Raw genomic sequence first — 24,787 nt, forward strand, 5'->3', positions numbered from 1 at the left:
CTGCCGAGGCACCGGCACCCCGCGGTCGCGCTCCGGCGAGGCCTCGCCGGAGCGCGGCGCGGTCTCCGGCCCCGGCCGGGCAAATGGCCGACCCGATGCTGATCCCCGCCCGCCCGGGGGCATACGAACGTGGTGACGGAAGAACCCACGGACTCACCGGACCCCTCCCACCGGCGTCCCGAGCACATGAGCGACGAAACCGTACAGGCGCTCGGATCACTGTCCAAGGCGCTGGAGACCACGGAGCGGGCGCGAGGGCATCTCTACGCCTTCCACCAGCTGACCGGCAGCGCCGACCTGGAGCTGGACAACGCCGTCCGCCTGCTCCGCGAAGCCGGTCATCCCCGGCACGCCGACGTGGTCGAGCGGGAGATCCTGGGCCGCAACGTGATCCCCGGGCACTGGACGTTCCAGGTCATCGAGGCTTACAACCGGACCTACTACCGGCCCTTCGCCGACCTCGAACGCGATGTGGTGCGCGATCTCGCCGACGGCCGTGACCATCTGTACGAGGCCGAGATGAAGGAAGCGCGCCGATCGCGCCACCACCCCGACCACACCGCGCGGCCGCCGGCCGCTGAATGACGGCCCTCACGCCACCGGCCGGTCCGCATCCGCCGACCCATGGGAATGTCATCAGCAACGGCACCGTTGTGCCTGTCGACTCGGGCGGAGACGTTCGGACCGCCGGTCCGAATCGCCCGCCCTGCCCGCCGGAGCGCCCGGATCTCCGGCGAGAGGGGAAAGAGATGGCACGCAACGACAGGCGCCCCGTGGTGACACTCCGGTCGTCGGCCGGCACCGGTCACTCCTACGTGACGCGCAAGAGCCGGCTGAACGACCCCGACCGGCTCGTGCTGCGCAAGTACGACCCCGCGGCCGGCCGGCACGTTCAGTACCGCGAGGTGCGCTGACTCCCCGGCCCCGGCCCCGAGGAAGGAGGAGCGATGAAGGTACGCAGGTCGCTGCGCGCGCTGAAGGCCAGGCCCGGCGCCCAGGTCGTCAGGCGCAGGGGGACGACGTTCGTCCTCAACAAGAGGGAGCCGCGCTTCAAGGCCCGGCAGGGCTGACAGCGCCTCCGGCACCCCGGCCGCCATCCGCGGCGGCCGGGGTGGCGTTGCGGTCCGAAAAGGTCCCGGGGGGCACCGCTCGGGTGTGAGGACTTACGAGAGCGCGGTCAGGTGCCGTCGGGGGTGAGGACGATGACGGCCTCGACGGCCTTGCCGCCTGGGGCGGGGGTGATGGTGACACTGCGGCTGAGGCGCTGGACGAGCGGCCAGCCGAAGCCGCCCGGGGTGGTGACGCGGCGGTCCGGCACGGTGCTGGGCGGTGTGGGTGAGCGGTCGGTCACCCTGATGCGGACGGTGCCGCCGTCGAGCTCCGCGTGGAAGGCCGCGATGCCGCCCCCGTGCCGCAGCGCGTTGGTGACGAGTTCGGACGTGACCAGCAGGATGTCGCCGACCACGCGCGGCGGCGGAGGCGCCCCGGTGTGTCCGTCGAGGAGCCTGCGTACCCGCTCACGGGCGGCGGCGGCCGTACCGGGGCGCTGCTCGTTCGCGCCCGGCAGCGGCGAGGGGCGCTGTCCGCGGGTGCCGGGCCCTGGTGCCGAAGGGGCCGCGCGGGTGCCCCTCGGTGTGCCGGGAGGCTGCTCACGGCCGGTGACCGCCTCGTTCGTCATGCTTCCGCCTCCCGCCGTCGCCACGTCCGTCGCCTTCTGTTCCTGATGCACCGCGTGCCGCTCCGGTACGCCGTTCACCGGACGTGGTGGCCGTTGCTGCGTGACCCCCGGATCCCGTCCACAGCGGCGGTCGTCGTGGGGGCGACGGTGAAGAAGCGGGCCGTGTCGGTGAGGTCCAGCAGCCGCTGGACCGTCGGGTGGGGCTGGGCGAGCACGAACGGGAGGCCGGCCGCCACATGGCCCCGGTGTGCCTCTATGAGCGTGTGGAGGAACGAGGAGTCGGCGAAGGTGACCCGGGAGAGGTCGACGACGACGCCGAGGGCGGTGCCGTCGAAGGGCGCGACGAGCGCCTGAGCCAGCCTCCCGGCCTCGTCCGCGTCGAACTCGCCGCCGGCCCGTACCACGCGTACGCCGTCGACCGAGGTCGCGGTCACTTCAAGGTCTTCGCTCATCGGGGCATTGTCCCAGTTCACCAGCGGCGTGCGAAGGGTGGGGGCTTCCCCGGGCCGTTCGGCCGTCTCACGCCCCGCCTACGGGGGCGGGGCGGGTGGTGGGGTGCCGGCGGTGCCCTGTGCGTCCGGTTCCCCGGGCGCATGGGCGACCGCCGTGGTGTCGGCTCCGGTGAGGTGGTCGAGGGTGCCGGTCAGTTCCAGCAGCCGTTCGAGCGCCTCCGGCCGGTGGTCCAGGCGCAGCGCCGTCCCGGCTGCCGCCGCCAGCCGGTGGATCATGAGCAGTGCGGCCAGCCCCATGGAGTCGCACTGGGTCACCTTCCCGCAGTCAAGACGCAGCAGGCGCGGTGTCCGGCCCACCTCCAGACAGAGACGTGCGGCCTCGGTGAGGTCGTCGGCCGAATCCCAGTCGAGGTCGCCGTGGATGCGCAGGCACACCTCTCCGCTGTCGGCGGGGGTGACCTCGAGTTCGAAGGTGCGGCCGGGAAAGGCGGTCATGCGCCGGCGCCGGTGCCGGAGATCGTGGGAAACGGGTCCCGCCCGTGGAGGACGGCCGCCCCCTGGCCGAGGAGGTCCAGGGCCCGGGGGAAGTCCTTCAGGTCCACCTGGAGGAGATCCAGCCCGGGCAGGAGGACCCGCGCGGACACTCCGCGGGCTTCCAGGATGTCGCCGGTCCAGTCGAGGAAGCCGGTGAACAGCCGTACGTCGTCGATGTAGAGCGCGGCGGCGAGGAAGTCGACGATGTGGGCGACGTCCTCGGCGGTGCGCTCGCGTTCGGCTTCGCCGTACGACCGCATCGCGGGCAGCCGCCGCTCCAGACCCGCCAGGGTGTTCTTCACCAGTTGCCGCTTGCCGCGGCTCACCATGGTGTACTCCTGGTCGATCAGATGGGGCAGGTCCTCGACAGCCGGCCGTGCCGCGTCCACGTGCGGGCGGGACAGGCCCCGTCCGAGCACCTCGGCGGCCTCTCGGGCCTCCGCCGCCCAGGCGTCGGCGCCGAGCCGGCGTGCGTAGCGGCCGTCGGGGGCGAACGCCGCCCCGCCCGCCAGCACCGGCACGCCCGTGGCCTGCACCGCCGTGATGGCCGCGTGCGCCGTCGGCAGCCGGGTGGGAAGGGAGGACGACAGCGCCACGACGTCCGGCGCGGTCCGGTGCAGATGCGCGATGAGGTGCGGGGTGGGGACCTGGGCGCCGAGGAAGTCGACCGTGTGGCCCCGCAGACGCAGCGTCTCGGCGAGGATCCGGGCGGGCAGAGCGTGCCACTCCCCCTCGACGCAGGCGACCGTGACGCTCATCCCGGTCGCCCCGGGTTCCCGGGACCTCGGGCCTGGCCGGTGCGCCATGGCCGCGATGATCCGGTCGTGGACGGCGGTCGCGGCGTGCTCCTGGGCGACGGTGATGCGTCCGGCCGCCCACTCCACACCGACCCTGTGCTGCACCGGCGCGATGACCTCCAGCAGGACGTCCTCAGCCGCGAGACCGGAATCCAGCAGGTCGAACACCGCTTGAGCGGCCGTGGGTTCGTCCCGTGCGTCCACGGCCTGCCAGAGTTCGTCGCGGGCACGGGACAGCAGGACGTGCCGGGACTCCTCGTCCGCCGCCACGGCGGCGCGGCCGGTTCGGCCGACTGCGACGACGTCGACGGCGTCGGGGCGCCACCCGGATGCGACTCCACGGCCGGCCCGGCCCGCACGGCCGATCGGCCCGGCTGCGACGGCTCGGCCGGCTTCACCGGTGAGGGCGGTCTCCGCGGAGCCGTCGGCGCCGGGGCGTGCCTCGTGAAGGTGGTCGGCCATCGAGTCGCGACTGTCGGTCATGAGGTGTACCTGCCCGGGGTGTGGCCGTCGACCGCGGTCCGACGGGTGCCGTGCGGCGCGGTGATCGCCACCACCGCAATGTCGTCGTGCGGCCCGCCGCCGACCCAGTCGGAGGCCAGCATCTGCAAGCGCTCCACGACCGCCTCGGCGGGCAGACCGGCGCACTCGGCGAGCGCCGCCCTCAGCCGGTCCTCCCCGAACATCACGTCGCCGAGGGGACCGCCCCTGGCCTCCGTGATGCCGTCCGTGTACAGCAGGCAGGTCTCCCCCGGCCGCAGATCCACCTGCGCGGTACGGGCGTTGACCTCGGGCAGTGCCCCGATCAGGGTTCCCGACGTGTCGGCCTCCTCGACCTGGCCGGTGCACCGCACGATCAGCGGTCTGGGGTGCCCGGCACTGGTCAGACGAAGCCGGGTGGCCCGTCCCTCACGGCGCACCGAGGCCAGGACCAGGGTGGCGTAGCGGGCGTGCCGGTCGTTGACGAGTGCGCCGTTGAGTCGCCGAAGCAGATTCTCGTGGTCGTCGGCCAGGGGCAGCAGCGCCTGCAGGGTGTTGCGGATCTTGCCGGTCAGGACCGCGGCCGCCAGGCCCTTGCCGCACACGTCGCCGAGCACGGCGAACGTCTCCTGGTCGGACGAGGCGCCCGGGTGAACGTCGTAGAAGTCGCCGCCGATCCGCTCGGTGTCGCGTGAGGCCCGGTAGCCGCCGGCGAACTCCACACCGTGCACGTGCCGGAGCTTCGGCGGCAGCAGCTCCACCATCAGGGTCGCCGTGATGCTCGTCTGCTCCGTGTAGAGGCGGGCGGCGGACAGCGCAACTCCCGCGCGGGCGGCGAAGACGCGGGCGAAGACCTCCTCCGAGGCGTCGAAGGCGGCGTTCTCGCCGCGGCGCAGCAGTATCAGCGCCCCGGCCGGCACACCGTGGCCGGGGAGCGGGGTGACCACGACGGAGCCCACCGCCCCTTCCAGTCCGTCGGGCACCGCCCAGTCCGGCAGGGCGGACGGGTCGATCCACCGGGACGGTACGGGCGGGAAGCCCTGCAGCGCCTCGCTCAGACCCGGTACCGCGGAAGGGTCGATCCTGCCGTCGGTGCGGACGACGGAGCCGCCGCGCACGCTCGCCGCCACGGGGTGGCACTTACCGGCGGCCGGGGCCACGAGGAGGGCGGCGTCGGCCAGGTGCTCCGCGGCGATGCGGACCGCCACCTCCATGCACCGGTCCACGTTGAGCGAGGCGAGCAGCCGGGTGGAGACCTCCGCCAGAAAGGCCGTTCGTTCGCGTTCGTCGCGCAGAGTCGTCTCGGCCAGCAGCCGGTCGGTGTCGTCGACGAGCCACCAGATCACGTCACCGTCGTCACCGACCGTCGGGTGGGCCTCCAGGGTGAGCGCGTCATGCCGGCCCCGCACCGCACGCTTGCCGCCGTCGGTGTCCCCGTCCTCCGTGGCTCGACGGTGCGCTTCGGCCAGCCAGGCGGGGACGACGTCGTCGAGCCGTGAGCCTCTGAGCGCGTTCGGGAACAGCGCGGCGGCCGCCGCGTTCACCTCCACGACCCCGCCGGCGCGGTCCGCGATCAGGGCGGGGTAGGGCGCCTGCGCCCACGAGGCGCCGACGTCGAGGTCCAGGCCCCGCGACCGGCGCGAGGAGCCTTCGAAAGTCGTCATGTTCCCAAGGCCCGCGAGCGGGCCCCGTCACCTTCCGCTGGAAGCCAGGACCGTGCCACCATCCCGCACCTCCCCGCATGTCATCAAGCGGCAGCGGCTTCCCACCGTCGGCCGCCACGGCGCTGCGCCCCAATTGATCAGTGCGGAACGGATGTTGGCGGTGTGTCGATCGGGAGACGGGGCACACGCGGAACAGGCGCCGTGATCCCGGTCCGTGGAGGGGGCCGGATCGTGGTCGCGCGAAGAGGGGGTGGTCATGACCGCGGACGACCATACGCGGCCGACTCGACCGGATGTCACAGCGGCTGCCGCCCGTGACCATGTGCGGCGCCTGCTGTCGTCGGCGCCCGGCAGCCGGGCCACCAGCCCGACTGCACGAACCCACGCAAGTGCGGACATACAACCGGATGCACCCTCGGGCACGAGCACGGTTCTGGCGGACGCGCTGCTGGTCGCCTCCGAGCTCGTGGCGAACGCTCTGCGGCACGGCGGTGGCGTCGCCTCCTTCACCGCGTCCCTGAACGGTGACACGCTACGGATCAGCGTCGCCGACCACACCGTCGAGGCGCCGCGTTGCAAACGATCCGCGGACGAGGTCCTGCCGGGCGGGCACGGGTGGCCGCTCGTCCAGCGGCTCTGCCGCTCCGTCGAGATCATCACCTCCCCCTGCGGCAAGACCATCCACGCCAGCCTGAGCGTCGTCTGAGACGGCCGCGCTGCCTCAACCGAGCCCGATGGCCCCGACCCAGGTTGTCCCGGGTCCCGACCCCTCACTTCCGGCGACGGCGACGGCGACGGCGATCCGCCATACCGGTGGTGCGCCGCCACGCCTCCACACCGCCATCGGTCGACCCGCGCCCCGGGCCTCCGCAGTCAGCGCCCGGCCGTACCCGCCCGACTCCGGCATCACCGGGCCGGCAGAGCCGAGCAGCCGCCCAGTGCCCCGGCCGCGCTCGTCACGGCCGTCGTCGACGCACTCGCGTCCCCGGTGGAAGACATCCGCAGCTCGCCGGTCGCCGCTTGTACCCACTCCTTCGGACCGCGTCAAGTCCCGATTCTTCGGAACGAGACCGGGCCCCCTTCGCTCCTGCCTACTTGTGGTGCGGGCCTCACCGGACAGGGAGGCGCAGCACACCGCACCGGAAGCGAAACACACCGGGGAACCCCCCGGTGATCCTCCGCTCCGGAACTCCCCCGGACCGACCGGGGAGGCCACTCACTCCCGCATGAAAAGGAGCACTTCGATGACCCGAATCGTTCACAACCACAACGAGGAGCGTCCCAGGCGCCGAGGTTTCCGCCTGGCGGTTATTTTCGCCTCGGCTGCCGCGATCTCCGGTGCCGTGGCCCTCCCCGCGTCCGCCGCGACCCCGGCGACGGCCCACTCCGTTGCGCCCGCGGTGCTGGTCACCGACGGTGGTGCGGGCGGCGCCGGTGGCGCCGGTGGTGACAGCGTCTTCGGCGGCGGCGGTTCCGGCGGCTCCGGCGGCGCCGGGGGCGGCAGCGTCTTCGGTGACGGCGGGGAAGGCGGCGAGGGCGGCGCTGGTGGCGACAGCGTCTTCGGCGGCGGAGGCGGCGGAGGCGGCGGCGGGGGCGGCGGAGAGAGCGTCTTCGGCGAGGGCGGCGACGGCGGCGGCGGGGGCGACGGCGGCGACAGCGTCTTCGGTGACGGGGGCGGCGGCGGCACCGGCGGTGGCGGCGGCGACAGTGTCTTCGGCCCGGCCGGTGACGGCGGCGGCGGGGGCGACGGCGGCGACACCGTCTTCGGTGACGGCGGCGATGGGGGCGGCGGTGGCGCCGGCGGAGGCAGCATCTTCGGCCCGGCCGGTGACGGCGGCGCCGGCGGAGACGGAGGGATCAGCATCTTCTGACCGCCCGCACCCACGACGGCCCGCGGCCGCCGAGGGGGGTGGGGGCCGGCCCGGCCCCCACCCCCCGTGACCCGGTGCGAGAGGCGGCACCGCTTCTCTCCACCAGAATCTCTCGCCTTTCCCCTGTCCTCGCCTGTCTTCACCTGTCTCGAAACGGAGCATCCCCCATGTCCAGGAAACTCTGGCAACGTTCGATCGTTCTGGCGGTGGCCTCGATGGCCGTCGCGACCGGAGCCGCGTGCGCCGCTCAGGCGCAGCAGAGTCCGGCACAGGGCACCAGCCTGTCCGCCGATGCCGCGGTCCTCGGCAGCCGGTCCTCCGAGGACTGCGGCAAGGGCGGGGAAGGCGGCAAGGGGGGCGAGCCCGGCAAGCCGGGTGAGCCCGGCAAGCCCGGCCGGCCCGGATGTGCGGATCCCGAGGACCTCAAGCACCTGGATGAGCTCGCGGAACTGCAGGACCTCAAGGATCTGGAAGGCCTCGAGGACCTGAAGGACCTGAAGGACCTGAAGGACCTCGAGGAGTTCGGCGAACTTCCCGACAAGCCGAAGGACGAGCTCTCGGTGGTGGACAAGGTGCGGATCGTGGTTGCCCTGCTGGCCGACGAGGCGACGACCGCCGAGGTCGCCGAGAAGTACGACGTCTCGAAGAAGGAGGTCGAGTCCTGGAAGGAGCAGGTCCTCGACGGTGACTGGGCGGCCCTGATGAAGTAGGCGGCCGTCCTCCCCTCTCAACCGCACGGCGAGCGGCACGGGGACCGGGGAGGGCGATAGCGCACGGCGGGGACGGTCCGGTACCGGCCGGCCGCCCGGGTCCAGTGGCCCGGGCGGCCGGCCGTCGTCGTGGAACTGCCCGCACCACCCGGTCCTGTCGGGACCGGCGCATTGGCGTGCCCGCAAGGGCAACGCGCCCTCCCGCGCGGCACGCCGGCGATTCGCTCTCCATGTCCCGACGGCCCCCTACCGCCGACCGAGAAGGGCGTCAAGTTCCGAATTCGCGCGGCGTGACGCCACCGGGCACGGCACGGCCTACTTGATGCACACAACACATCCATCCCTCCCGATCCCTCTCGGCTCTTGCCGCGCATCGCGCGACCGGGAAGAACGCAACGCGGAACCGCGTGCGGGACCAAGGGAGGGCGTTTCTCCGGAGAAAGGGGACGCTCATGCGACTGAGAAGTGTGAGTTCTTGGACCGGTCGGCTCGGTCTGGTGGTGGCGGCCGGGCTGCTCGGTGCGGGCGCGACGGCCCCGGCCGCGACGGCTGCACCGGCGGCCCCGCAGTCGGCGGTGCCCACGGCACAGCAGGCAGCCGCACATCTGCCCGCGGGCGATGGTGGCGGTTCCTTCGACGTCGAGCTGGGCGACGAGGGCAATGTCCAGGTCGGCGACCGGGCGTGCGTGGGCAACTGCAACGGCAGCGCCAACGGCTCGGAGGGCGAGGACGGCGGGTTCTGCGCGGGACTGTGCAACGGCAGCGCCAACGGCGGCAACGGCACCGCCGGCGACTCCGGCCAGGACGGTGGGGACGGTGGCGACGGCGGGATCTGCGCGGGCATCTGCCACGGCAGCGTCAGCGGTGGCGACGGCGGTGGCGGAGGCAACGCGACCGGTGAGGGCGACGGCGGCTCCGGCGGGGCGGGGGGCGACGGCGGGCTCTGCATCGGCATCGGCTGCGAGGCCGGCGGCGCCGGCGGCCGTGGCGGCGACGGCGGTGAGGGCTGAGGTCGCGGGCGGGACGCCCCTCGATGCCGCACCCGCCGTGACGGTTCGCGCGGCCTCTCCAGGAGGTCCGGCCAAGGCCGGGGCGGGCGCCGCGGGCCCTCGGAGCGTCGACGAGGCCCCGAGGGTGACCGTGCCCCCGCCCTTGCCACTCCGTGGAGGTCCAGGGGCGGGGACGGCACACCGGTGCGCCGGGCCAAGCCGATCGCTGTGGACCGGCGCAGCCCGACCGTCGGCACGCTACCGGCGGCGCCTGTGAAGGTAGTAGCCCCCGGCCGCGCCGGCGGCCGCCAGGGCTGCGGCCGCTCCCGCGACCGTGGCGGGGAGGCCGCCGGGGGCATCGGCGACCGGGGCCGTCCCGGACGCCGCCGCGCTCCCCGGTGCGTTGCCCGAGGGCGATGACGCGGCGGCCGCCGGCGATCTCCCGTCCGTCGTCCGAGTGCCCGCGCCCGGTGTCGCCCGCCGGTCCTGCGGGTCCGGAGTGCCCGACGCGGCGTCGTCCCGTGCGCCGCCGCCGCTGCTTCCCCCGTCGCCGCTGCCGGAGCCGCCGCCGCTGCCGGAGTCGCCGCCGCTGCCGGAGTCGCCGCCGCTGGCGGAGCCGTCGCCGGTGCCGGTCAGGACCACGTCGGAGCAGGAGTAGTACGTGTCGGGGGTGTCGGAGTTCCGCCAGATCGTGTAGAGCACGTGCCGGCCGGTCCGGGCGGCGGGAAGCGTGCCCTCGATGCGGTAGGCGCCGTCCCGGAGCACCGGGTCGGTGGCCGTCAGGAACGGTGCGCGTTCCAGGTCGTCCCAGGTGAGCGCCGTACGCGGGTCGTAGCCCTCCTTGGTGAGGTACACGCTGAAGGTGCCGCGGTGCGGGATCGTGGACGCGTAGGTGAGGGTGAACCGGTCGCCCGCCTTCACCCGGGTGACCGGCCAGTCGGCGCGAGGGGCGTCGAGACCCCGGTAGGCCCCGATGCCCGCGCTGCACAGTCGCCCGTCGGGGATCACCCGGCGGTCGTCGCCCGCCACGTCGGCCACTCGGATGTTGTCCCATTCCTCGAGCACCGCGCGCCCACCCGCGTCCACCGCGGCGGCACAGGCGGCCGAGTCCGTACGGCCGCCCCCGGGGCCGCAGGCGACCGCCCGGCTGACGGGATCCGTGGGAGCGCCGTGGGCGGCGGCGGGGACGGCGCCGACCGCGACGAGGACGAGCGGCGCGCCGGCGAGGAGCGCGACCGCGGCCGCGGATGTGCGGTGGACGAACGGCATCGCTGGGCGGACCTCCCGGGTGTCGTGCCCGGGAGTACGGCGCTGGCGGGCTCGGCGTTCATCCCGGTGCTCGGCGGCGCCCGGCACGCGGTGAGCCGTCGGGCCCCGTGGAGGTCGACGACACCGCGAGCGGAGGGCTACGCGTCGTCGCCGCCGACGGCCGCGTCCCCGGTGTAGCGCGTGCGGGCCCAGAACGGGAGGACGAACCAGCACAGCAGGTACCAGGCGAGCACACCGGCCACCAGGTACGGCACGAAGCCGTCGTGGGTCGCCGTGCGCAGGACCAGGAACAGCGCGGTGATCAGGGTGGCGAGCAGCAGCACGATTCCGGTGAAGGTCAGGCGCGAGGCCCATGTGACGGTCTGTGGCTTGATGCGCCGCCCGGAGACGATGCGGTGGAAGGCGACGGGGGCGACGAGGGCTCCGGTGGCCAGGGACCCGAGGATGACCGTCACGATGTAGATGGTCTTGTCGGTCTGCTCCAGCCGCTGGAAGATCGGGGTGAACACCACGGTCAGCAGGAAGCCGAACAGGATCTGGACGCCCGTCTGCACGACGCGTATCTCCTGCATGAGGTCCTGCCACCGGCGGTCGGCCCGTTCGTCCTCCGTCTCCTCCCGGCCGCCCCGTCGCCTGCCCGCTTCCGGAACGCGTTCATCGCCCATGGCGCGTCCTCCTCACCGAGGCACTTGACGCATGTGTACCGCCGGACGGCGGATCCCGCTCGTCGGGGCCGCCACGTCCTCGTGGTCGGTGCCTGGCGCGCTCGGACGGGAGCCTTGGGGTCCCGGACGGGAACCTCGCGCCCTCGGCTCGGTGCCCCGCGGTCCCCGGAGGGGACTTGCGCCCTCGGCTCGGGCCCTTCCGCCCTCGGCTCGGGCCCTTCCGCACTCGGATGGGGCCTCGCGGCGCTCGGACCGTGGCCCTCGGACACTCAGGTCGGTTGACCCGTCAACCGTTCTCCCGCGCCGACCCTCCTCAGACGTTCGGCGAGCACGAAGGTGACACTGATCAGCAGCGCCCAGGCGCCGAACTTGGTCGGCGCCACCGGCTCCCAGCCGCCGAGCTGGTGCGGGTAACTCCAGGCGCCGGCGTAGGTCGCGGCGTTCTCGGCGACCCAGAGGAAGAAGCCGATCAATACGAAGGAGAGGGCGAGCGGCATGCGGTAGCGCCGGGGACCGACGGTGAAACCGACCCAGGTTCCGGCGGTGACGGCGAGCATCGCCGTCGCGAGCGGCCAACGGAAGTCCGGCAGCCAGTGGTGGGAGAAGAAGTTGACGTAGACGGCCGCAGCGACCAGCGCGGTCGCCGTGGCGCGGTAGCCGGTGAAGCGCAGGTCGAACAGGCGCCAGGCACGGCAGACGTAACTCGCGACGGCCGCGTACATGAACCCGCCGTACAACGGCACCCCGGCGATCTTGGTCACCGCCGCCTCCGGGTAGCTCCACGACCCCATGTGCACTTTGACCAGTTCGAAGAGCAGTCCGACGAGATGGCAGGCGGCGATCACGAGGGTGTCCCGTCTGCTCTCCCAGCCCAGGCGCCGGGCCACGAAGGTCAGCAGCAGCCCGTAGCCGAGGACCAGGTCGTACCGGGCGACGGGCAGCTCCGGCAGCAGGCGGGATGCCGCGATGCCGCCGAGGAGCGCCACCGCGAAGGCACAGCACCTCGCCTGCAGCATCCCGAACCTCAGAAGCTGGTGCATTCCGCCGAAGATCGTGTGCATATCCGCAAGGACGCCGGTGGACGGCCCGCGGTTTGCCCCGCGCGGCCACGAACACGCCGGGCACGGCCTGGACCCCCGCCTTCGCCTCACTCTCCCTCACGTTCCGCTTCCGTGGTGTCGCTGTGCGGTAGGGACCGGTGGCCGGATGCGCAGGGCATGACCGGCCGGTGATGTCAAGCCCCGAATTCCCGTCTCGGGACAGCAGCCGTCCGTTCGGTCTTACTGGAGTCAGAGGCCCTCGGCACCGAACGACCCGGCGCCTCTCCCCCGACTCCGGACCGCGATGACTGCAGGTGAATGGCTCATGTACACGTCGATGGACTGCCGCACAGAGGTTCGCGTCGGCGGCCCCGACGGCCCGCGACAGCCCACGACGGCCGCCGTGCCGTCGCCCGCGGAGCCCGCAGACTCGATTCGCAGCCGTGGCTCCGGCCGGAGCCGCAAATGGCCGTACGCGCTGGGCGGCGCCCTGCTGCTGCTGATGTTCCCCGGTATGTGCGTGCTCGGCGCCCTGATGGCGACGAGCTGCTACGAGCTGGTCCGCGAGGGCACGGGCATGTACGAGCTCTACCTTCAGTCGGGCCTGTTCGCGGGCACGGGCTTCATCGGTCTGTACCTCCTGCCCGTCATCGCCGAACGGAACTGCGTCGGCCGCTTCATCGCCCGCCGCATCCCGGTGTGAGGCGTCTGCGAGGATCGCCGTGTGGCGAGAACCCAACTGACGATCAAGGACCTCGTCATCGACTGCGAAGAGCCCGAAAGGCCGGCGGTGTCCGCTGCCCTCGGCACATCCTGCTGGTGGCAGTGATGGCGGGGATCGCGGTCACCCCGAAGACGCTGCGGAGGCAGGGGGCGTGAAGGATTCGCAGACGGCCGGGCTCACGAGACGAGGGGAGCCCCAGCACCGGAGCGGTCTGGCGGAGTGTCGGATCCCGTGCGCAACTGCGCTGGTGACCCGAGGCTGTTGACTCCTCCGCCATGCTTGGGCGGCTCCGGCCCCGGGAAGAGAAGCAAGGCACTCGCGCTACCTTTTCCGCCGGCCTGCCGAATTCGGACCGGACAAGTCGTCAAGAACGGCCCCTCTCACGATCCGGCCTGGCGGGACATGGGTCCGGACGACGCGCACCGTTCGGTCGTCCGCGTGCAGCAGACCATGGACCACTCCGCCCCGATCCATCGCCGGACCCACCGTGGACTTGCTGCACAATGAGCGGATGACGGACACCGAGGACGCGGCCACCATGCACGCCTGGACGGCCCTGGGGGGCCGACGCCGGCTGCTTCAGCGCGTGTGCTTCGAGGAGGTCGGCGCCGTGCTGCCCTCGCGTCTGCCGGTGAGGGAAATGGCGCGTGCCACCGTGGGAGTGGCCTCGCTGGCGGCAGCGGAACTACTGGCGCTGCGCAACGGCGTGCCGGTACCCGCGGTGCGGGTGAGCGAGGGGGCAGTGGCCACCGCATTCGCCAGCGAACGTCACCTGCGGATCGACGGCCGAACTCCGACGTCCTTCGCCCCGCTGTCCGGTTTCTGGCAGACCGCCGACGGATGGGTGCGCACGCATGCCAACTATCCGCACCACCGTGCCCGGCTGCTCAGCGCCCTGGGTATCGCGGACACCGGAGACGACCAGGCGCTGACGGAGGTTCTCGCGAAGGAACTGGCATCGCGTCCTGCCCGTCAGGTGCAGGAGACCGTCTACGCTGCAGGCGGCCTGGCCGTGGCGGTGGCTGCCGCACCCGGTGCCCCCGGCCCCGCTCTGGTCGAGACGCGTCGCACGGGTCAGGGCGTCCCCCGGCGGCTGCCCCCCGCCTCCACACCTGCCCAGGGGGTACGGGTACTGGACCTGACGCGTGTCATCGCCGGCCCCGTCGGCACCCGCACACTGGCGCTGCTGGGCGCCGACGTGCTGCGCGTGGACACCCCCCGAATCCCCGAGGACGCGGATACCCACGCCGACACCGGCATGGGCAAACGCTCCACACTGCTGGACCTCACCAGCCCTGGCGACCGACATGCCTTCGACGACCTCCTCAGCCAGGCAGACGTGGTGGTGACCGGCTACCGCCCCGGTGCCCTGGACCGGCACGGACTGGCCCCCGATGCGCTGATTTCCCGGCATCCCCAACTGATCGTCGCCCAACTGTCCGCTTGGGGCTGGTCCGGCCCTTGGGCCGAGCGCCGCGGCTTCGACAGCCTGGTCCAAGCCGGTAGCGGTATCGCTGCCATCGAGGCCGCGGCCGGCGGCCACCCCGGCGTACTGCCCGCGCAGGCTCTGGACCACGGAACCGGCTATCTTCTCGCCGCCGCCGTCCTGCGTGCATTGAGCGACCGCCGGACAAGCGGCGGCGGGCAGCTACTTCGCCTGTCCCTGGCAGCCACCGCGTCCTGGCTGATGCACGACATCCGCCCCGCCCCCGTCCGGGGCGGGGCCGACCGCTACGAGCCCGGCCCCTGGCTCACCGAGACCGAATCGCCCTATGGTCTGCTCCGTCATGCCAACCCACCGGTCCACTACGACGGCGCACCCACGAACTGGAACCGTGCACCGACCAAATGGGGCACCGATCTGCCGACCTGGCCCTGAGGGGTCCGATCCTTCATCCCGGGACGGGTTGGCTGCGACCCGCCGTCCGGCCGATGACAGCGGGGGGCCGCGGGGCGTCCGGCGGAGCCGCGGCCGTCTCCGGGGACCGGTGGGTCAGTCTCCCCGCAGAAGCGGCGCGTCCGTCCAGCCCAGCGGGTACATCGCGCTGTCCGCGGGCGGTGCGCACGGTTCGCGTCCCGCCTCGTTGAAGGCGGTGAGCGCGTCGATCAGGGCGGCGCGCCGGGCAGGGGCCATCCGCGTCACGATCGTCTCGATCTCCCGCCGCCGGCGACCGGTGACGTCCTCGACGAGGACGCGACCTTCGTCCGTCAGCCGCAGCACCGTCTCGCGCCGGTTGGCCGGGTTCGTCCGGCGGTCCGCGAGTCCGGCCGTGATCAGCCGGTCGATCATGCGCATCGCCGTCGAGGGGTTGACGCCGAGCCGCTCGGCGAGCACGACGAGCTTCGCCGGCCCGTGCATGGACAGCATCACCAGCAGTCGGAGTTGGGGCAGCGTCACCCGGTCCTCGTCTGCCGCCAGCGAGCGGGCGGAGACGGCGACGAGCAGCCTGGACGCGGTCAGTACGGCGCGCGTCACCGCCTCGACGTCGTCGAAGCGCTCCGCGGACTCCCCCTCGTCGGCCATACCCCCATTTCTATCCTGTCCACCCGACCCGCCGTAGTGCGCCCCGGTGTTGACCGTGGGCAGCCCCCGCCGCCGTCGTGCACCCGGGCCGCCGGTCGCGCCGGGTGCCCCTGGCCGCGGAATTCCCCTTTCGCTCCAGACGTCCGCCGGAAGTCCGGCCGCGACTGCTGAACACATCGGAGCCCGTGTCCGTACTGCTGGCTGCGTGCCGTGCCGGCCGCCCACAACAGGTCCCGGCGGCGTGAACGAGAAGAAGCACCACGCCGAACCGGGAGGCATCATGAGTCCGAACCGACGCGCAGCCGAGTCCGGGATCCCCCTGCGGACCCTCGGTGTCATCGTCGCGGTGTGCGCCGTCATCGCCACCGTGCTGATCGTGACCCGCGGAGGCGACGACGACGCGTCGGCCGCACCGTCACCCGCGGGGGTCGTGGCACCGGGCGGCTACGGCCGGAACGCGGGTGCGGGATACGGGCATTCGTCAGGTGTCGGTCATGCGACCGGCGCGGAGGACGAGGGCACGTCGAACGATGCGGGCGGCACCCAGGCAGGGCCGCAGCCGGTGACCGAGGTGGACAGGACGTTCCTCGTCAAGGTGCGTCAGGCGGGCCTGTGGGAGATCCCGGCGGGCCGGCTGGCCCAGACGAACGCCGCGAGCGAAGCCGTCAAGCGGGCCGGTCTGCATCTGCTGGACGGGCACAGCAAGCTCGACCAGCTCGTCCGCGAGGACGCGAAGATCCTGGGTGTGCCGCTGCCGGACGAGGCGACGGCCGAACAGCAGGACTGGGTGAGGCAGTTGGAGAACGCGCGGGGAGCCGAGTTCGATCGGCTCTTCGCCAACGTCCTGCGCTCCTCGCACGGAAAGATCTTCGCCACCATCGCCGAGGTGCGGGCGGCCACGCAGAACGACCTGATCCGCCGTCATGCGCGGCAGGCCAACCAGACGGTGCTGGACCACATGGAGGTCCTGGAGGACACCGGCCTGGTGGACAACGCCACGCTGGCGGAGGTCGAGAAGTCCGTCGCCCCGCGCCAGTGACGGCGACGCCCGGCCGGAATCGTGTGCTCCAGCCGGCTCGCACGGCCCTGGCCCGCCGGTTTGGCCATGCAGGTGATTCACGGGAGGAGGGCCTCGTCGACGGCCGGTCCACGCCCGGGAGCCGGGGTGCCCGGCACGGTGCGCAGCCGACCACGGCATCCGGGGCGCCGACGGAAGCCCTCCTCGCCGGCTCTACCGGTGCTCGGGGTTCGGGGAGTCGAAGCGACACCCCGCATCCCATTCCGTGCGCTGGTTGCCGTGCGCCGGAATGCCGCCCTCCCGTTTGAGCAGCTCGGCCAGGTGCAGCAGGTTCCACGTCATGAACGTGGTGTTGCGATGGGTGAACTCGTTTTCGGGGCCGCCCGAGCCGGGGTCCAGATAGGAGGGTCCCGGACCGGCCTCGCCGATCCAGCCCGCGTCGGCCTGCGGCGGGATGGTGTAACCGAGGTGCTGGAGGCTGTAGAGCACGTTCATGGCGCAGTGCTTGACCCCGTCCTCGTTGCCGGTGATCAGGCAGCCGCCCACCCGTCCGTAGTAGGCGTACTGCCCCTTGTCGTTGAGGAGACTGGAGCAGGCGTACAGCCGCTCGATCACCCGCTTCATGACGGAGCTGTTGTCGCCCAGCCAGATGGGGCCGGCGAGGACCAGGATGTCGGACGCCATGACCTGCTCGTAGAGCGCGGGCCAGGCGTCGGTCTCCCAGCCGTGTTCGGTCATGTCGGGCCACACCCCGGTGGCGATGTCCTGGTCGACGGCGCGTACGACGTCGACGCGGACGCCCTGGCGTTCCATCAGAGTGCGGCTTCTGTCGATCAGTCCTTGGGTGTTGCTGGTATCGGGTGAGCGTTTCAGGGTGCAGTTGACGAAGAGGGCGCGCAGGCCGTCATAGCGGGCGGGCGGCGCGGCGGAGCCGGACGGCTGAGTGGTCACGAGGTCCTCCTGTGGGTACTCCGCAGTGGCGTTGACCGCCGACGTGGTGCGGAGCGTCCATGGTGCTCGCGGGGCCGACCGCCCGGCCGCTGCGGCGCCGCGGTCCGTCCACGATCACTCCGACGGCCGACGACGCGGTTCGTCCCCGGCCCGGCCACGGCAGGGGACCCGCCGGTACGAGGTGGCGGCGGGCCGTGTTCCTCACCCGGCCTCGCAGGCCGGTGGCAGGCCGAGCAGGCAGGACCCACGGAAACGATCATCAGACGCTCGTGCGCGAGGGGCCGTCGGCCGGATGCCGGGCGCCGTAGCCACCGCCGGGCGCCTCGCCATGTCGCCACGAACGCCGTCGCGGCCGGCACGGGAGCGAACCTCCCGGTCGGGGTGGCGGGCGGGCCGCCGCTCACGGCCGCGACGGCGGCCCGCCTCCCCCGCGAGGCGTGATGCCTCGCACGCGCTCACACCTCGCCGCGCCACCCACCGGTCTCCGTACCCCGGGCCTCGATGAAGCGCTTGAAGCGCTCCAGGTCGCCGGTGACCTGCCGCCTGACGAAGCCGAGCTTGTCCCCGACGGTCTCCGCCAGGCCCTGGGGATCGAAGTCCATCTGCAGCATGACCTTGGTCCTCGTCTCTGCCAGACGGTGGAAGGTCACGACTCCGGCCTGCCGTTCCCCTTCGACGGTCGTCCAGGCGACGCGTTCGTCCGGGATCTGCTCGGTGATCTTCGCGTCGAACTGCCTTTGGACGCCGTCGATCGAGGTGGTCCAGTGGGTCAGGGTGTCGGAGAGCTGGTCGACCCGCTCGACCCCGTCCATGAACTCCGGGAAGGACGTGAACTGCGTCCACTGGTTGTACGCCGCGCGCACCGGGACGTCGACCTCGATGGATTCCTCGACCTGCGACATCTTTGTCTCCTCTCGTCGCTTCGGACCCGCGGCGCCGGGAGCCGGCGAAGCCGCGGGGCGGCGGGCCGGTTGCCCCCGCCGCCGGTGCGTGTACCCGGCGAGCCGAGATCGATGACCGCCGATGCCTTGGTGTGGACGTGCGGGTTCCGCCGGCATGCGGTGCGGCACCCCTGGCAGCTCTGGCTCGGGGCTCGTGCCGTGCGGTTGCGGGTGTGGTGCCGGGCGCGAGTGCGGGTGGGAGTCCGGGCGCGGGGACGGGAGGTCGGAGCGTCGTCCGGCAGGTGCGCCCGAACGACGCGGCACCACCGTTCGGGTGCACCTGCCGGAAACACCGGTTCGCACGCCTGGCCACCGCCCGGAACCGAGCGGTCCGGTCAAGTCCCCCCATGAACCGGGAAGAACGGGTGTGGGACGAGGACGGCCCAGATGCCTGGTATGCGGGATAGCCTTCGGTGGTACCAAGCCGGGGGCGACCCCTTCCCGGCCGACCGAACTCTTACACCGAGGGCGAGTTGCGTGAGAACGAGATGGCCGTGTTCGGCGTGTCCGCCGCGGAGGAAGGGCTCTACCGGCACTTTCTCCGCAATCCCGACACCACGATCGAAGACCTGCACGCGCTCGCGCACACGGACGGGCCGAGCCGGGGGCAGAACCCGGAGCAGTGCCTGGAGCGGCTGCGCCGGCTCGGTCTGATCCACCCCACGGGCGCCGACGGCCGTATCACTCCCGCGGATCCCGAGGTCGCCGTGGCCAGGCTCACCGACGCCCGACTGCACGCGCTGCACCAGGAGTTGCAGCGGGTGACGCAGGCCCGGCACGTGATCCAGGGGTTGCGGGCCGAGCAGGGCGAGTGGATGGCGCCGCAGGGCATAGAGCAGCTGCACGGGCTGGACGACATCCGCAACCGCATCGAGGACCTCGCGTTCTTCGCCCGGGACGAGATCCTGTCGGTCGAGCCGTACACCAAACTGTCGGCCGAGAACATCGCCCGGTCGAGGCCACTCGACACGCGCTGTCTGCGCAGGGGGGTGCGCATTCGGAACGTCGTTCTCCGGGCCGCGCTGGACAATCCGCCGACCGCGGGCTATCTGCGCGAGCTGGTGGCGGAGGGCGCAATGATCAGGGTGGCGGAGAACATAACCGAACGGATCCTCGTCTACGACGGCCATACGGCGCTGGTGCCCGTGGATCCGCGCAACACGGCTCGGGGTGCGCTGCTGGCACGCAGCAATGGGCTGGTGGCGAACATCATCGCCCTGTTCGAGAAGATCTGGTCCCAGGCCGAGCAACTGACCGCCGCGGCCGGACCGGAGGACGGCGGGGAACGGTTGACCGGCACCGAACGGCGGGTGCTGCTGTCGATGTGCTCGGCGGGCAAGGACGAGGTGGGCGCGAGGGAACTCGGCGTGTCGGTACGGACGTACCGGCGCCATGTCGCGGACATCATGCAGAAGCTGAGTGCGGTGAACCGGGCTCATGCGGCGCTGCTCGCGAGGGAGCGCGGCTGGGTGTGACCGCGGGACGCGGCCGGGCGTCCTCGGACCGGCCGGTTCAGTGGGGGCCGGCCGGTGGCGGGGCGATCCGCCGGTACCGTCCGGTCCGCGCAGACCGGCGGGGCCGATCCGCGCAGGCTCGGTCCGTGCCCCGTCGGGCCGCTCCGTCGGGGCCGGTTGGCCGTCGTGCCCCGGCCCGGTCGTTCAGCCCGTTCGGCCCCGGTCGTTCAGCCCCGGTCGTGGGACCAGCCGCGCAACCCCGAGTCCGCCAGGGCCCGGCTGACGGCCCTGCTGACCGCGCGCGGATCGGTGACCGCGTCGAGAGCGATCCGCAGCCGGATGCGGTCGGCACGGACCTCGGGCAGACACGGCCAGTGCCCCGGCAGGAGGCCCAGCAGCCGGATGACGGTGGTCTCGCCCGCGGGCGCGGAGCGGTCGTCGCGCACGGCCACGACATCGACGTAGACCGGCCGGCCGGGGCTCATCGCTGTCGGCCCTCCCGTCCGTCGGGACTGCCGAGAAGGCTGCGTGCGGCGCCGGCCATCGCGGTGATGCCGGCCGGGAGGGCCGTGCGTACGTCGGGGGCGAACGTGTCCGCGTGGTTGGCGGGCACCGGTTCGCCACCGTCCCTCGCGGCGCGCCACTGCCGGGCGCCGGTGGCACCCAGCATCCAGTAGGCGACAGGCACCCCGCCCGCGGCGTAGTGGGGGAAGTCCTCCGCGGCGGTCGAGCCGGGCCAGTCGCTCACCCGGTGCGCCCCGAAGATCTCCTCGTGGGCGCGGCGCACCCGGTGCGCCGTGTCCGGGTGACCCACGAGCACGGGCGAGGCGGCCGTGACCGTGATCTCCGGTTCCCGGTCGCATCCGGAGGCGACGCACTCGGCGCGCACGACGCGCCGGACGGCGTCGGTCACCCTGCTCAGTGAGGCGTCGCTGAACGCCCTGACGGAGACCGACAGCCGGGCCTCGGAGGGAATCACATTGGCCCGGTCCCCGGCGTGGAGGGAGCCGACGGTGACCACGACCCGCTCGCCGGGCGCGGTCTCGCGGGACACCACCGTCTGGAGCCGGATGACGACGGATGCGGCGGTCACCACCGGGTCCACGGCGAGGTGCGGGGTGCCGGCGTGCCCACCGCGGCCGTGGACGACCACATCGAGGGTGGCGCAGGCGGACATCAGCGGGCCCCGCCCGTGGGCCACCGACCCGGCGGGCAGCGGTGCGCAGTGCTGGGCGAGCACCGCGTCGGGGGTTCCGAAACGGTCGTAGAGGCCGTCGTCGAGCATCGCCCTGGCTCCGCTGAGGGTCTCCTCCGCGGGCTGTCCGACGAGTAGCAGCGTGCCCCGCCAGGAGGCGCGGTCGGCGGCGAGGAGCGCGGCGGCGCCGGCGGCCGCAGCGGTGTGCAGGTCGTGTCCGCAGGCGTGCATGACGCCGGGGACGGTGCTGGCGTACCTCAGGCCGGTGCGCTCCCGCACCGGCAGCGCGTCGAGTTCGGCGCGTACCGCCACCGTGGGGCCGGGGCCGTTGCGGAGGACGCCGACGACTCCGTGGCCGCCGACGCCACGGGTGACCTCGCAGCCGTGTCGTTCGAGCCGGGCCGCGAGGGCCCCGGCGGTGCGGGCCTCCACGCCCGAGAGCTCGGGATGGGTGTGCAGATCGACGTACAGTGCGGTGGCGTCCCTCAGGATGTCCCGCGGGACCTCTGGTGCGGTCATCGGATCTCCTTGCCCCTCCGTGCGGTGGTGACGGACCGGAAGGCGGCTCCCCCGTCAGCGTCCCCGGTCCGCACGCCACGGGTCCGGTGTTCCGCTGACACGGGGTGTCAGCGAGGTGTCAGTGACAGCCGAGGTGAGGTGAAAGGGTGTTCGGCTGCAATGGGCCGTGCGGGGGAGACCGCCGGAACCGCCGGCCGGACCCGCACACCGAGGGAGACGCCCATGACCCCGAAGCCCGAACTCGCCACGCTCGCCGACGAGATCCTGGAGCTGGAGTCCGAGACCTTCGAGATCTCGGACTACTCGGACGCCGCCGAGGTCGTCCTCGCCGGCTCGACGTCGTGTTCCTCCACGTCGACCTGCTCCAGCACCACCAGCACCACGTCCTGCAGCGCCTGACCCCAGGAGCGCCGGCCGTCCGTGGACGGACCACTGCCTCCCGCCCGGTGGGACCCCTCCCGCCGGGCGGGGGGCCGCTCGCGTCCGAGAGGCCGTCCGCGGCGCGTGGGCCTCTGGGCCTATGTCGCACCGGCCGCGCCGTCGCCGTCGCGCCTGAGGACCGTTTCCCCGGCCGCGACTGCGCGGATGACGGGCCGTCATGGGAAGGGATGGGGAACGGCCTTGACCTCCGACGTGGACAGTGCGTCGGGGCGCCGCCCTGCGTCCCGCAGTCCGGTCCGCAGCCGCGGCATCAGCAGGGCCCGCTGCCGGGACCAGCCGAAGTCGAGCGGCAGGATGCCCGGGACGACCATGGCGACCGTGTGCAGCCCCATCCGGTGCTGCTCCGGTGTCGTCTGGTCCACGACGACGACGTCATGGCCGGCGTCGCTGATCTGCCGGACGAGGAAGCGCACGTCGTCACGGAGGTCGTCGGTCCGTGGCCGTACCGAGGCCGTCCAGTCGCGGAACGCGGCCTCGAGCGGCAGCAGGCCGGCAGGCTCCAGGAACTCCCGTGCGTGGACCGCCATTTCGGGCAGGCCGAACAGCTGGGCGTGGTCCTTGAGGTGGAGGACCTTGGTGTAGTCACGGGCCATTCCGAGCAGTTCGCCGCGACGCCCGGCCACCTGGTGCGGCAGGTGGGGGATGTACGTCAGCACCTCGGAGAGGGCGGACTCCACGGTCTCCTCGGGGTCGAACCCGGCCGCCGCCCCGAAGGACAGGGTCCCCGGGCCGCCGTCGCGGCGGACGGCGAGCGCGGTGACCACGGGTACGGCGAGATCCATGGTGGTGTCGTAGGCGTGGACGTCGTAGCCGTGCAGCGCCGCCCGGTCGATCATGGCGCGGATCGCGGTGCGCCGGCAGGTACGGAGGTCGATCGCGGTGAGCCGGGCGCGCCCGTACCAGGCCAGCAGGAAGGCGTCGCGTTCGACGAGTTCCAGCAGGGCGAAGAGGATCGCCTCCTCCGGACTGCCGCCGGTCGCACAGCCGTTGGAGCACTCGAAGACGAAGTTGTCGGCGGCCACTCCGGCGCTGTAGTGGGCGAGGCGGGCGGGGACGAGCACCGGCCGGTCGTCGCGCAGCGAATGGCCCCAGACCCAGGGGATCTCCCGGGCGGAGTCGAAGGGGCTGACGAGCGGGTCGCTCGCATAGGTCTCGGGGGCGTAGAGGCCGCGGGCCGCGGGATCGAGGGCGGGGGTGCCCTGGGCGACCAGGGCGTCGTACGAGGCCGTCACGGGCGTGGTGCCGCGGCGGCGGTGGGTGCCCGCATAGCGTTCCAGACCCTCCAGATGGGCCAGCGTACGGCTGGCGGCGTAGCTGTTGGCCTGGCCGCTCCAGGTGACGTCGTTGAGACCGGCGTAGCCGCGGACGAAGTTGGTGCCGGCGACGGGCGCGGTGGTGGTCGAGGCGGGGTTGATCCAGGTGCGGGCGCCGAGTGCCCCGCAGACGGGGTTGGCGAGCGCCTGTTCGGGGAGCGCGTACGTGGAGGCGGGACGCAGCCGGTAGCGGCCGGGGTCCGGTTTGGCGGCGGGCCGCAGTGTGGTCCGGGCGGCGTCCGCGGTCTCGGGGACCGTCGCGACGCAGGACGGGCACAGGGGTTCGGGCAGGAGGGGGAAGGTCACGGTCGCGAGGGTCCCGAGGTCGACGCGGGTCACCTGGGGCAGGTCGCGGTCGGCCGGGGCCGTGGCGGGCGGGGTGAGGCGCCCGCCGAGGGCCGCCCGGTAGACGGCCCACACCGCGTCGAAGGCGTACGGGGTGAGCAGCGGCCAGGCGGTGGCACCGTGCGGCCGTCGTCCCCGTTCGAGCGCCTCCCGTTCGGAGCGGCTGCGCAGTCGCTGCCAGCGCATGGCGAGGCACTGGCCGCACGCCGGTCCACAAGCGCCGCCCCACGGCCCGATCAGGGCGGCGCGAGCGGTCAGCTGGACGTTCGCCCGGGGGCGGGTGGCCGCGTACGGGTCGGGGGCGCCCGTGCCGAGGACGTCGGCGGCGCCGAGCGGCACGACGAGCGGTGCGGGGAGCCCGGTGTCGCCGAGTGCCGCACGGCGAGCGGCGAGCGCGTCCTGGAGGTGGCCGGTGGCCCGTCCCAGTGGTGGAGCGGCGGGGGCCGCGGCGGCGGTCGTCATGCCTTGTCGCTCCAGCGGAACGTCCGGACGGCCACGACGCCGAGCACCACGGCGAAGCCGGCCAGCACGCCGCAGTCGAGGAGGACGCCGCCGGTGCCGCCGCCCGTGAGCGCGCCGGAGACACCGTCGTTGAGGTAGCGCAGGGGCAGCGCCCGGGAGAGGCTCTGCATCCAGTCCGGCATCATGTCCAGCGGGAGGAAGGAACCGGACAGGAACGCCATCGGGATCATCAGGCAGTTGGCGACGGCGGCGACGGCCTCGGGGGTCTTCGCGTACGAGCCGACGATCACTCCCAGCATCAGGAAGGCCGTGACGCCCAGGACGAGCACGGGCAGCGCCAGCGGCCAGCTCCCGGAGACGCCCAGCCCGAAGAACGGCAGCATGGCCACGGCGACGAACAGCACGGCCTGGACGACTCCGACGGCGACGGCCAGCACGTAGCGGGAGGCGATCACCGCGGTGACGGGCGTCGGGGTCATCCGGATGAGGCGCAGGATGTCGTCGCGGCGCCACTGCATCAGGACGAACGCAACCCCGAAGACGGCGGCGTTGCCGACGCCCCAGGCGAGTACGCCGGGGGCGATGTGGTCGATGTACGGGCGGCCGCTCTGCTCGACGGCCTGACCGCTGAAGATCAGGCCGAAGACGACGAGGAACAGCAGGGGGAAGGCGAAGGTGAAGAAGAGCGTGGTCCGGTCCCGGGTGTAGGCCCGGTATCCGGCCGTGGTCAGCGCGGTGTAGGCGCTCATGG

27 protein-coding genes are annotated in these 24,787 nt (G+C 72.9%); 12 read left to right on the top strand and 15 right to left on the bottom strand.

What is annotated here, in order from left to right; all coding sequences use genetic code 11:
• Nucleotides 1-186: 186 nt before the first annotated feature.
• From AB0J10_RS03975 to ykgO, 3 genes are all read left to right on the top strand, one after another.
• The gene (locus tag AB0J10_RS03975) at nucleotides 187-585 is read left to right on the top strand and encodes a hypothetical protein (RefSeq protein ID WP_363057488.1); all 399 of its coding nucleotides are present in this window, start codon (nucleotides 187-189) and stop codon (nucleotides 583-585) included.
• A 164-nt stretch (nucleotides 586-749) separates the two neighbouring features.
• Nucleotides 750-914, top strand: a complete 165-nt coding sequence (rpmG, locus tag AB0J10_RS03980; protein ID WP_363057490.1) for a 50S ribosomal protein L33 — start codon at nucleotides 750-752, stop codon at nucleotides 912-914.
• 33 nt (nucleotides 915-947) lie between these two features.
• A complete protein-coding gene (ykgO, locus tag AB0J10_RS03985; protein WP_363057492.1) occupies nucleotides 948-1,070 on the top strand; it encodes a type B 50S ribosomal protein L36 in 123 nt (40 codons plus the stop codon).
• A gap of 107 nt (nucleotides 1,071-1,177) precedes the next feature.
• Here the strand turns inward: ykgO and AB0J10_RS03990 are convergent, their stop codons facing one another.
• The 5 genes from AB0J10_RS03990 to AB0J10_RS04010 all read right to left on the bottom strand — a co-directional run bounded on the left by AB0J10_RS03990 (nucleotide 1,178) and on the right by AB0J10_RS04010 (nucleotide 5,605).
• On the bottom strand, nucleotides 1,178-1,678 hold the full coding sequence (locus AB0J10_RS03990) for an ATP-binding protein (protein ID WP_363057494.1): 501 nt from the start codon (nucleotides 1,676-1,678) through the stop codon (nucleotides 1,178-1,180).
• A 74-nt stretch (nucleotides 1,679-1,752) separates the two neighbouring features.
• Nucleotides 1,753-2,130 carry an STAS domain-containing protein gene (locus AB0J10_RS03995; protein WP_363057496.1) on the bottom strand — a complete coding sequence of 126 codons (378 nt, stop codon included), beginning with the start codon at nucleotides 2,128-2,130 and terminating at the stop codon, nucleotides 1,753-1,755.
• Between the two features lie 78 nt (nucleotides 2,131-2,208).
• Nucleotides 2,209-2,625, bottom strand: a complete 417-nt coding sequence (locus tag AB0J10_RS04000; RefSeq protein ID WP_363057498.1) for an STAS domain-containing protein — start codon at nucleotides 2,623-2,625, stop codon at nucleotides 2,209-2,211.
• Nucleotides 2,622-3,944, bottom strand: coding sequence for a cobalamin B12-binding domain-containing protein (locus AB0J10_RS04005; protein WP_363057500.1), 1,323 nt, complete (start codon nucleotides 3,942-3,944; stop codon nucleotides 2,622-2,624). Before AB0J10_RS04005 ends, AB0J10_RS04000 begins: the two co-directional genes overlap by 4 nt.
• Nucleotides 3,941-5,605 carry a GAF domain-containing SpoIIE family protein phosphatase gene (locus AB0J10_RS04010; protein WP_363057502.1) on the bottom strand — a complete coding sequence of 555 codons (1,665 nt, stop codon included), beginning with the start codon at nucleotides 5,603-5,605 and terminating at the stop codon, nucleotides 3,941-3,943. Before AB0J10_RS04010 ends, AB0J10_RS04005 begins: the two co-directional genes overlap by 4 nt.
• A 256-nt stretch (nucleotides 5,606-5,861) precedes the next feature.
• Between AB0J10_RS04010 and AB0J10_RS04015 the strand changes: the two genes are divergently transcribed.
• The 4 genes from AB0J10_RS04015 (at nucleotide 5,862) to AB0J10_RS04030 (ending at nucleotide 9,196) form a co-directional block, all read left to right on the top strand.
• Entirely contained in the window at nucleotides 5,862-6,311 is a 450-nt protein-coding gene (locus AB0J10_RS04015) for an ATP-binding protein (protein WP_363057504.1), read from the top strand.
• Nucleotides 6,312-6,849: 538 nt separating this feature from the next.
• Complete coding sequence (locus AB0J10_RS04020; RefSeq protein ID WP_363057506.1) at nucleotides 6,850-7,476, top strand: hypothetical protein; 627 nt, start codon at nucleotides 6,850-6,852, stop codon at nucleotides 7,474-7,476.
• A gap of 167 nt (nucleotides 7,477-7,643) precedes the next feature.
• The gene (locus tag AB0J10_RS04025; protein WP_363057508.1) at nucleotides 7,644-8,186 is read left to right on the top strand and encodes a hypothetical protein; all 543 of its coding nucleotides are present in this window, start codon (nucleotides 7,644-7,646) and stop codon (nucleotides 8,184-8,186) included.
• Between the two features lie 452 nt (nucleotides 8,187-8,638).
• Nucleotides 8,639-9,196, top strand: coding sequence for a hypothetical protein (locus AB0J10_RS04030; RefSeq protein WP_363057510.1), 558 nt, complete (start codon nucleotides 8,639-8,641; stop codon nucleotides 9,194-9,196).
• Between the two features lie 237 nt (nucleotides 9,197-9,433).
• Here the strand turns inward: AB0J10_RS04030 and AB0J10_RS04035 are convergent, their stop codons facing one another.
• The 3 genes from AB0J10_RS04035 to AB0J10_RS04045 all read right to left on the bottom strand — a co-directional run bounded on the left by AB0J10_RS04035 (nucleotide 9,434) and on the right by AB0J10_RS04045 (nucleotide 12,149).
• Nucleotides 9,434-10,444: a lytic polysaccharide monooxygenase gene (locus AB0J10_RS04035; RefSeq protein WP_363057512.1), complete on the bottom strand. Its 1,011-nt coding sequence runs from the start codon at nucleotides 10,442-10,444 to the stop codon at nucleotides 9,434-9,436.
• A gap of 137 nt (nucleotides 10,445-10,581) precedes the next feature.
• Nucleotides 10,582-11,109 carry a DUF6328 family protein gene (locus AB0J10_RS04040; protein ID WP_363057514.1) on the bottom strand — a complete coding sequence of 176 codons (528 nt, stop codon included), beginning with the start codon at nucleotides 11,107-11,109 and terminating at the stop codon, nucleotides 10,582-10,584.
• A 269-nt stretch (nucleotides 11,110-11,378) separates the two neighbouring features.
• Nucleotides 11,379-12,149, bottom strand: a complete 771-nt coding sequence (locus AB0J10_RS04045) for a DUF817 domain-containing protein (RefSeq protein WP_363057516.1) — start codon at nucleotides 12,147-12,149, stop codon at nucleotides 11,379-11,381.
• A 325-nt stretch (nucleotides 12,150-12,474) separates the two neighbouring features.
• On the opposite strand from AB0J10_RS04045, the gene AB0J10_RS04050 reads away from it, so the two are divergent.
• Together AB0J10_RS04050 and AB0J10_RS04055 are read left to right on the top strand one after the other, a co-directional pair.
• On the top strand, nucleotides 12,475-12,852 hold the full coding sequence (locus AB0J10_RS04050) for a hypothetical protein (RefSeq protein WP_363057518.1): 378 nt from the start codon (nucleotides 12,475-12,477) through the stop codon (nucleotides 12,850-12,852).
• Between the two features lie 682 nt (nucleotides 12,853-13,534).
• Nucleotides 13,535-14,752 (top strand): CoA transferase, encoded by a 1,218-nt coding sequence (locus tag AB0J10_RS04055; RefSeq protein ID WP_363057601.1) that lies wholly within the window; start codon nucleotides 13,535-13,537, stop codon nucleotides 14,750-14,752.
• A gap of 114 nt (nucleotides 14,753-14,866) precedes the next feature.
• On the opposite strand, the gene AB0J10_RS04060 is transcribed toward AB0J10_RS04055, so the two are convergent.
• A complete protein-coding gene (locus AB0J10_RS04060) occupies nucleotides 14,867-15,397 on the bottom strand; it encodes a MarR family transcriptional regulator (protein WP_363057520.1) in 531 nt (176 codons plus the stop codon).
• A 280-nt stretch (nucleotides 15,398-15,677) separates the two neighbouring features.
• On the opposite strand from AB0J10_RS04060, the gene AB0J10_RS04065 reads away from it, so the two are divergent.
• Complete coding sequence (locus AB0J10_RS04065; protein WP_363057522.1) at nucleotides 15,678-16,436, top strand: DUF4142 domain-containing protein; 759 nt, start codon at nucleotides 15,678-15,680, stop codon at nucleotides 16,434-16,436.
• Nucleotides 16,437-16,628: 192 nt separating this feature from the next.
• Here the strand turns inward: AB0J10_RS04065 and AB0J10_RS04070 are convergent, their stop codons facing one another.
• Nucleotides 16,629-17,366, bottom strand: coding sequence for a flavodoxin family protein (locus AB0J10_RS04070; protein WP_363057524.1), 738 nt, complete (start codon nucleotides 17,364-17,366; stop codon nucleotides 16,629-16,631).
• Nucleotides 17,367-17,821: 455 nt separating this feature from the next.
• On the bottom strand, nucleotides 17,822-18,268 hold the full coding sequence (locus tag AB0J10_RS04075) for an SRPBCC family protein (RefSeq protein WP_363057526.1): 447 nt from the start codon (nucleotides 18,266-18,268) through the stop codon (nucleotides 17,822-17,824).
• Between the two features lie 527 nt (nucleotides 18,269-18,795).
• Here AB0J10_RS04075 and AB0J10_RS04080 point away from each other — a divergent pair.
• Nucleotides 18,796-19,782 (top strand): helix-turn-helix transcriptional regulator, encoded by a 987-nt coding sequence (locus AB0J10_RS04080; protein ID WP_363057603.1) that lies wholly within the window; start codon nucleotides 18,796-18,798, stop codon nucleotides 19,780-19,782.
• A gap of 206 nt (nucleotides 19,783-19,988) precedes the next feature.
• Here the strand turns inward: AB0J10_RS04080 and AB0J10_RS04085 are convergent, their stop codons facing one another.
• Both AB0J10_RS04085 and AB0J10_RS04090 read right to left on the bottom strand, forming a co-directional pair.
• Complete coding sequence (locus AB0J10_RS04085; RefSeq protein WP_363057528.1) at nucleotides 19,989-20,246, bottom strand: hypothetical protein; 258 nt, start codon at nucleotides 20,244-20,246, stop codon at nucleotides 19,989-19,991.
• A complete protein-coding gene (locus AB0J10_RS04090) occupies nucleotides 20,243-21,475 on the bottom strand; it encodes an amidohydrolase (protein ID WP_363057530.1) in 1,233 nt (410 codons plus the stop codon). Before AB0J10_RS04090 ends, AB0J10_RS04085 begins: the two co-directional genes overlap by 4 nt.
• A 222-nt stretch (nucleotides 21,476-21,697) precedes the next feature.
• Between AB0J10_RS04090 and AB0J10_RS04095 the strand changes: the two genes are divergently transcribed.
• Entirely contained in the window at nucleotides 21,698-21,874 is a 177-nt protein-coding gene (locus AB0J10_RS04095) for a thiazolylpeptide-type bacteriocin (protein WP_017948544.1), read from the top strand.
• A gap of 197 nt (nucleotides 21,875-22,071) precedes the next feature.
• Here the strand turns inward: AB0J10_RS04095 and AB0J10_RS04100 are convergent, their stop codons facing one another.
• Together AB0J10_RS04100 and AB0J10_RS04105 are read right to left on the bottom strand one after the other, a co-directional pair.
• Entirely contained in the window at nucleotides 22,072-24,036 is a 1,965-nt protein-coding gene (locus tag AB0J10_RS04100) for a TOMM precursor leader peptide-binding protein (RefSeq protein ID WP_363057533.1), read from the bottom strand.
• Entirely contained in the window at nucleotides 24,033-24,785 is a 753-nt protein-coding gene (locus tag AB0J10_RS04105) for an ABC transporter permease (RefSeq protein ID WP_363057535.1), read from the bottom strand. The genes AB0J10_RS04100 and AB0J10_RS04105 overlap by 4 nt, the downstream gene beginning before the upstream one ends.
• Nucleotides 24,786-24,787: the final 2 nt, after the last annotated feature.

Origin of the sequence: Streptomyces sp. NPDC049887 (genome assembly GCF_040656535.1) — a bacterium.
GTDB lineage: Bacteria > Actinomycetota > Actinomycetes > Streptomycetales > Streptomycetaceae > Streptomyces.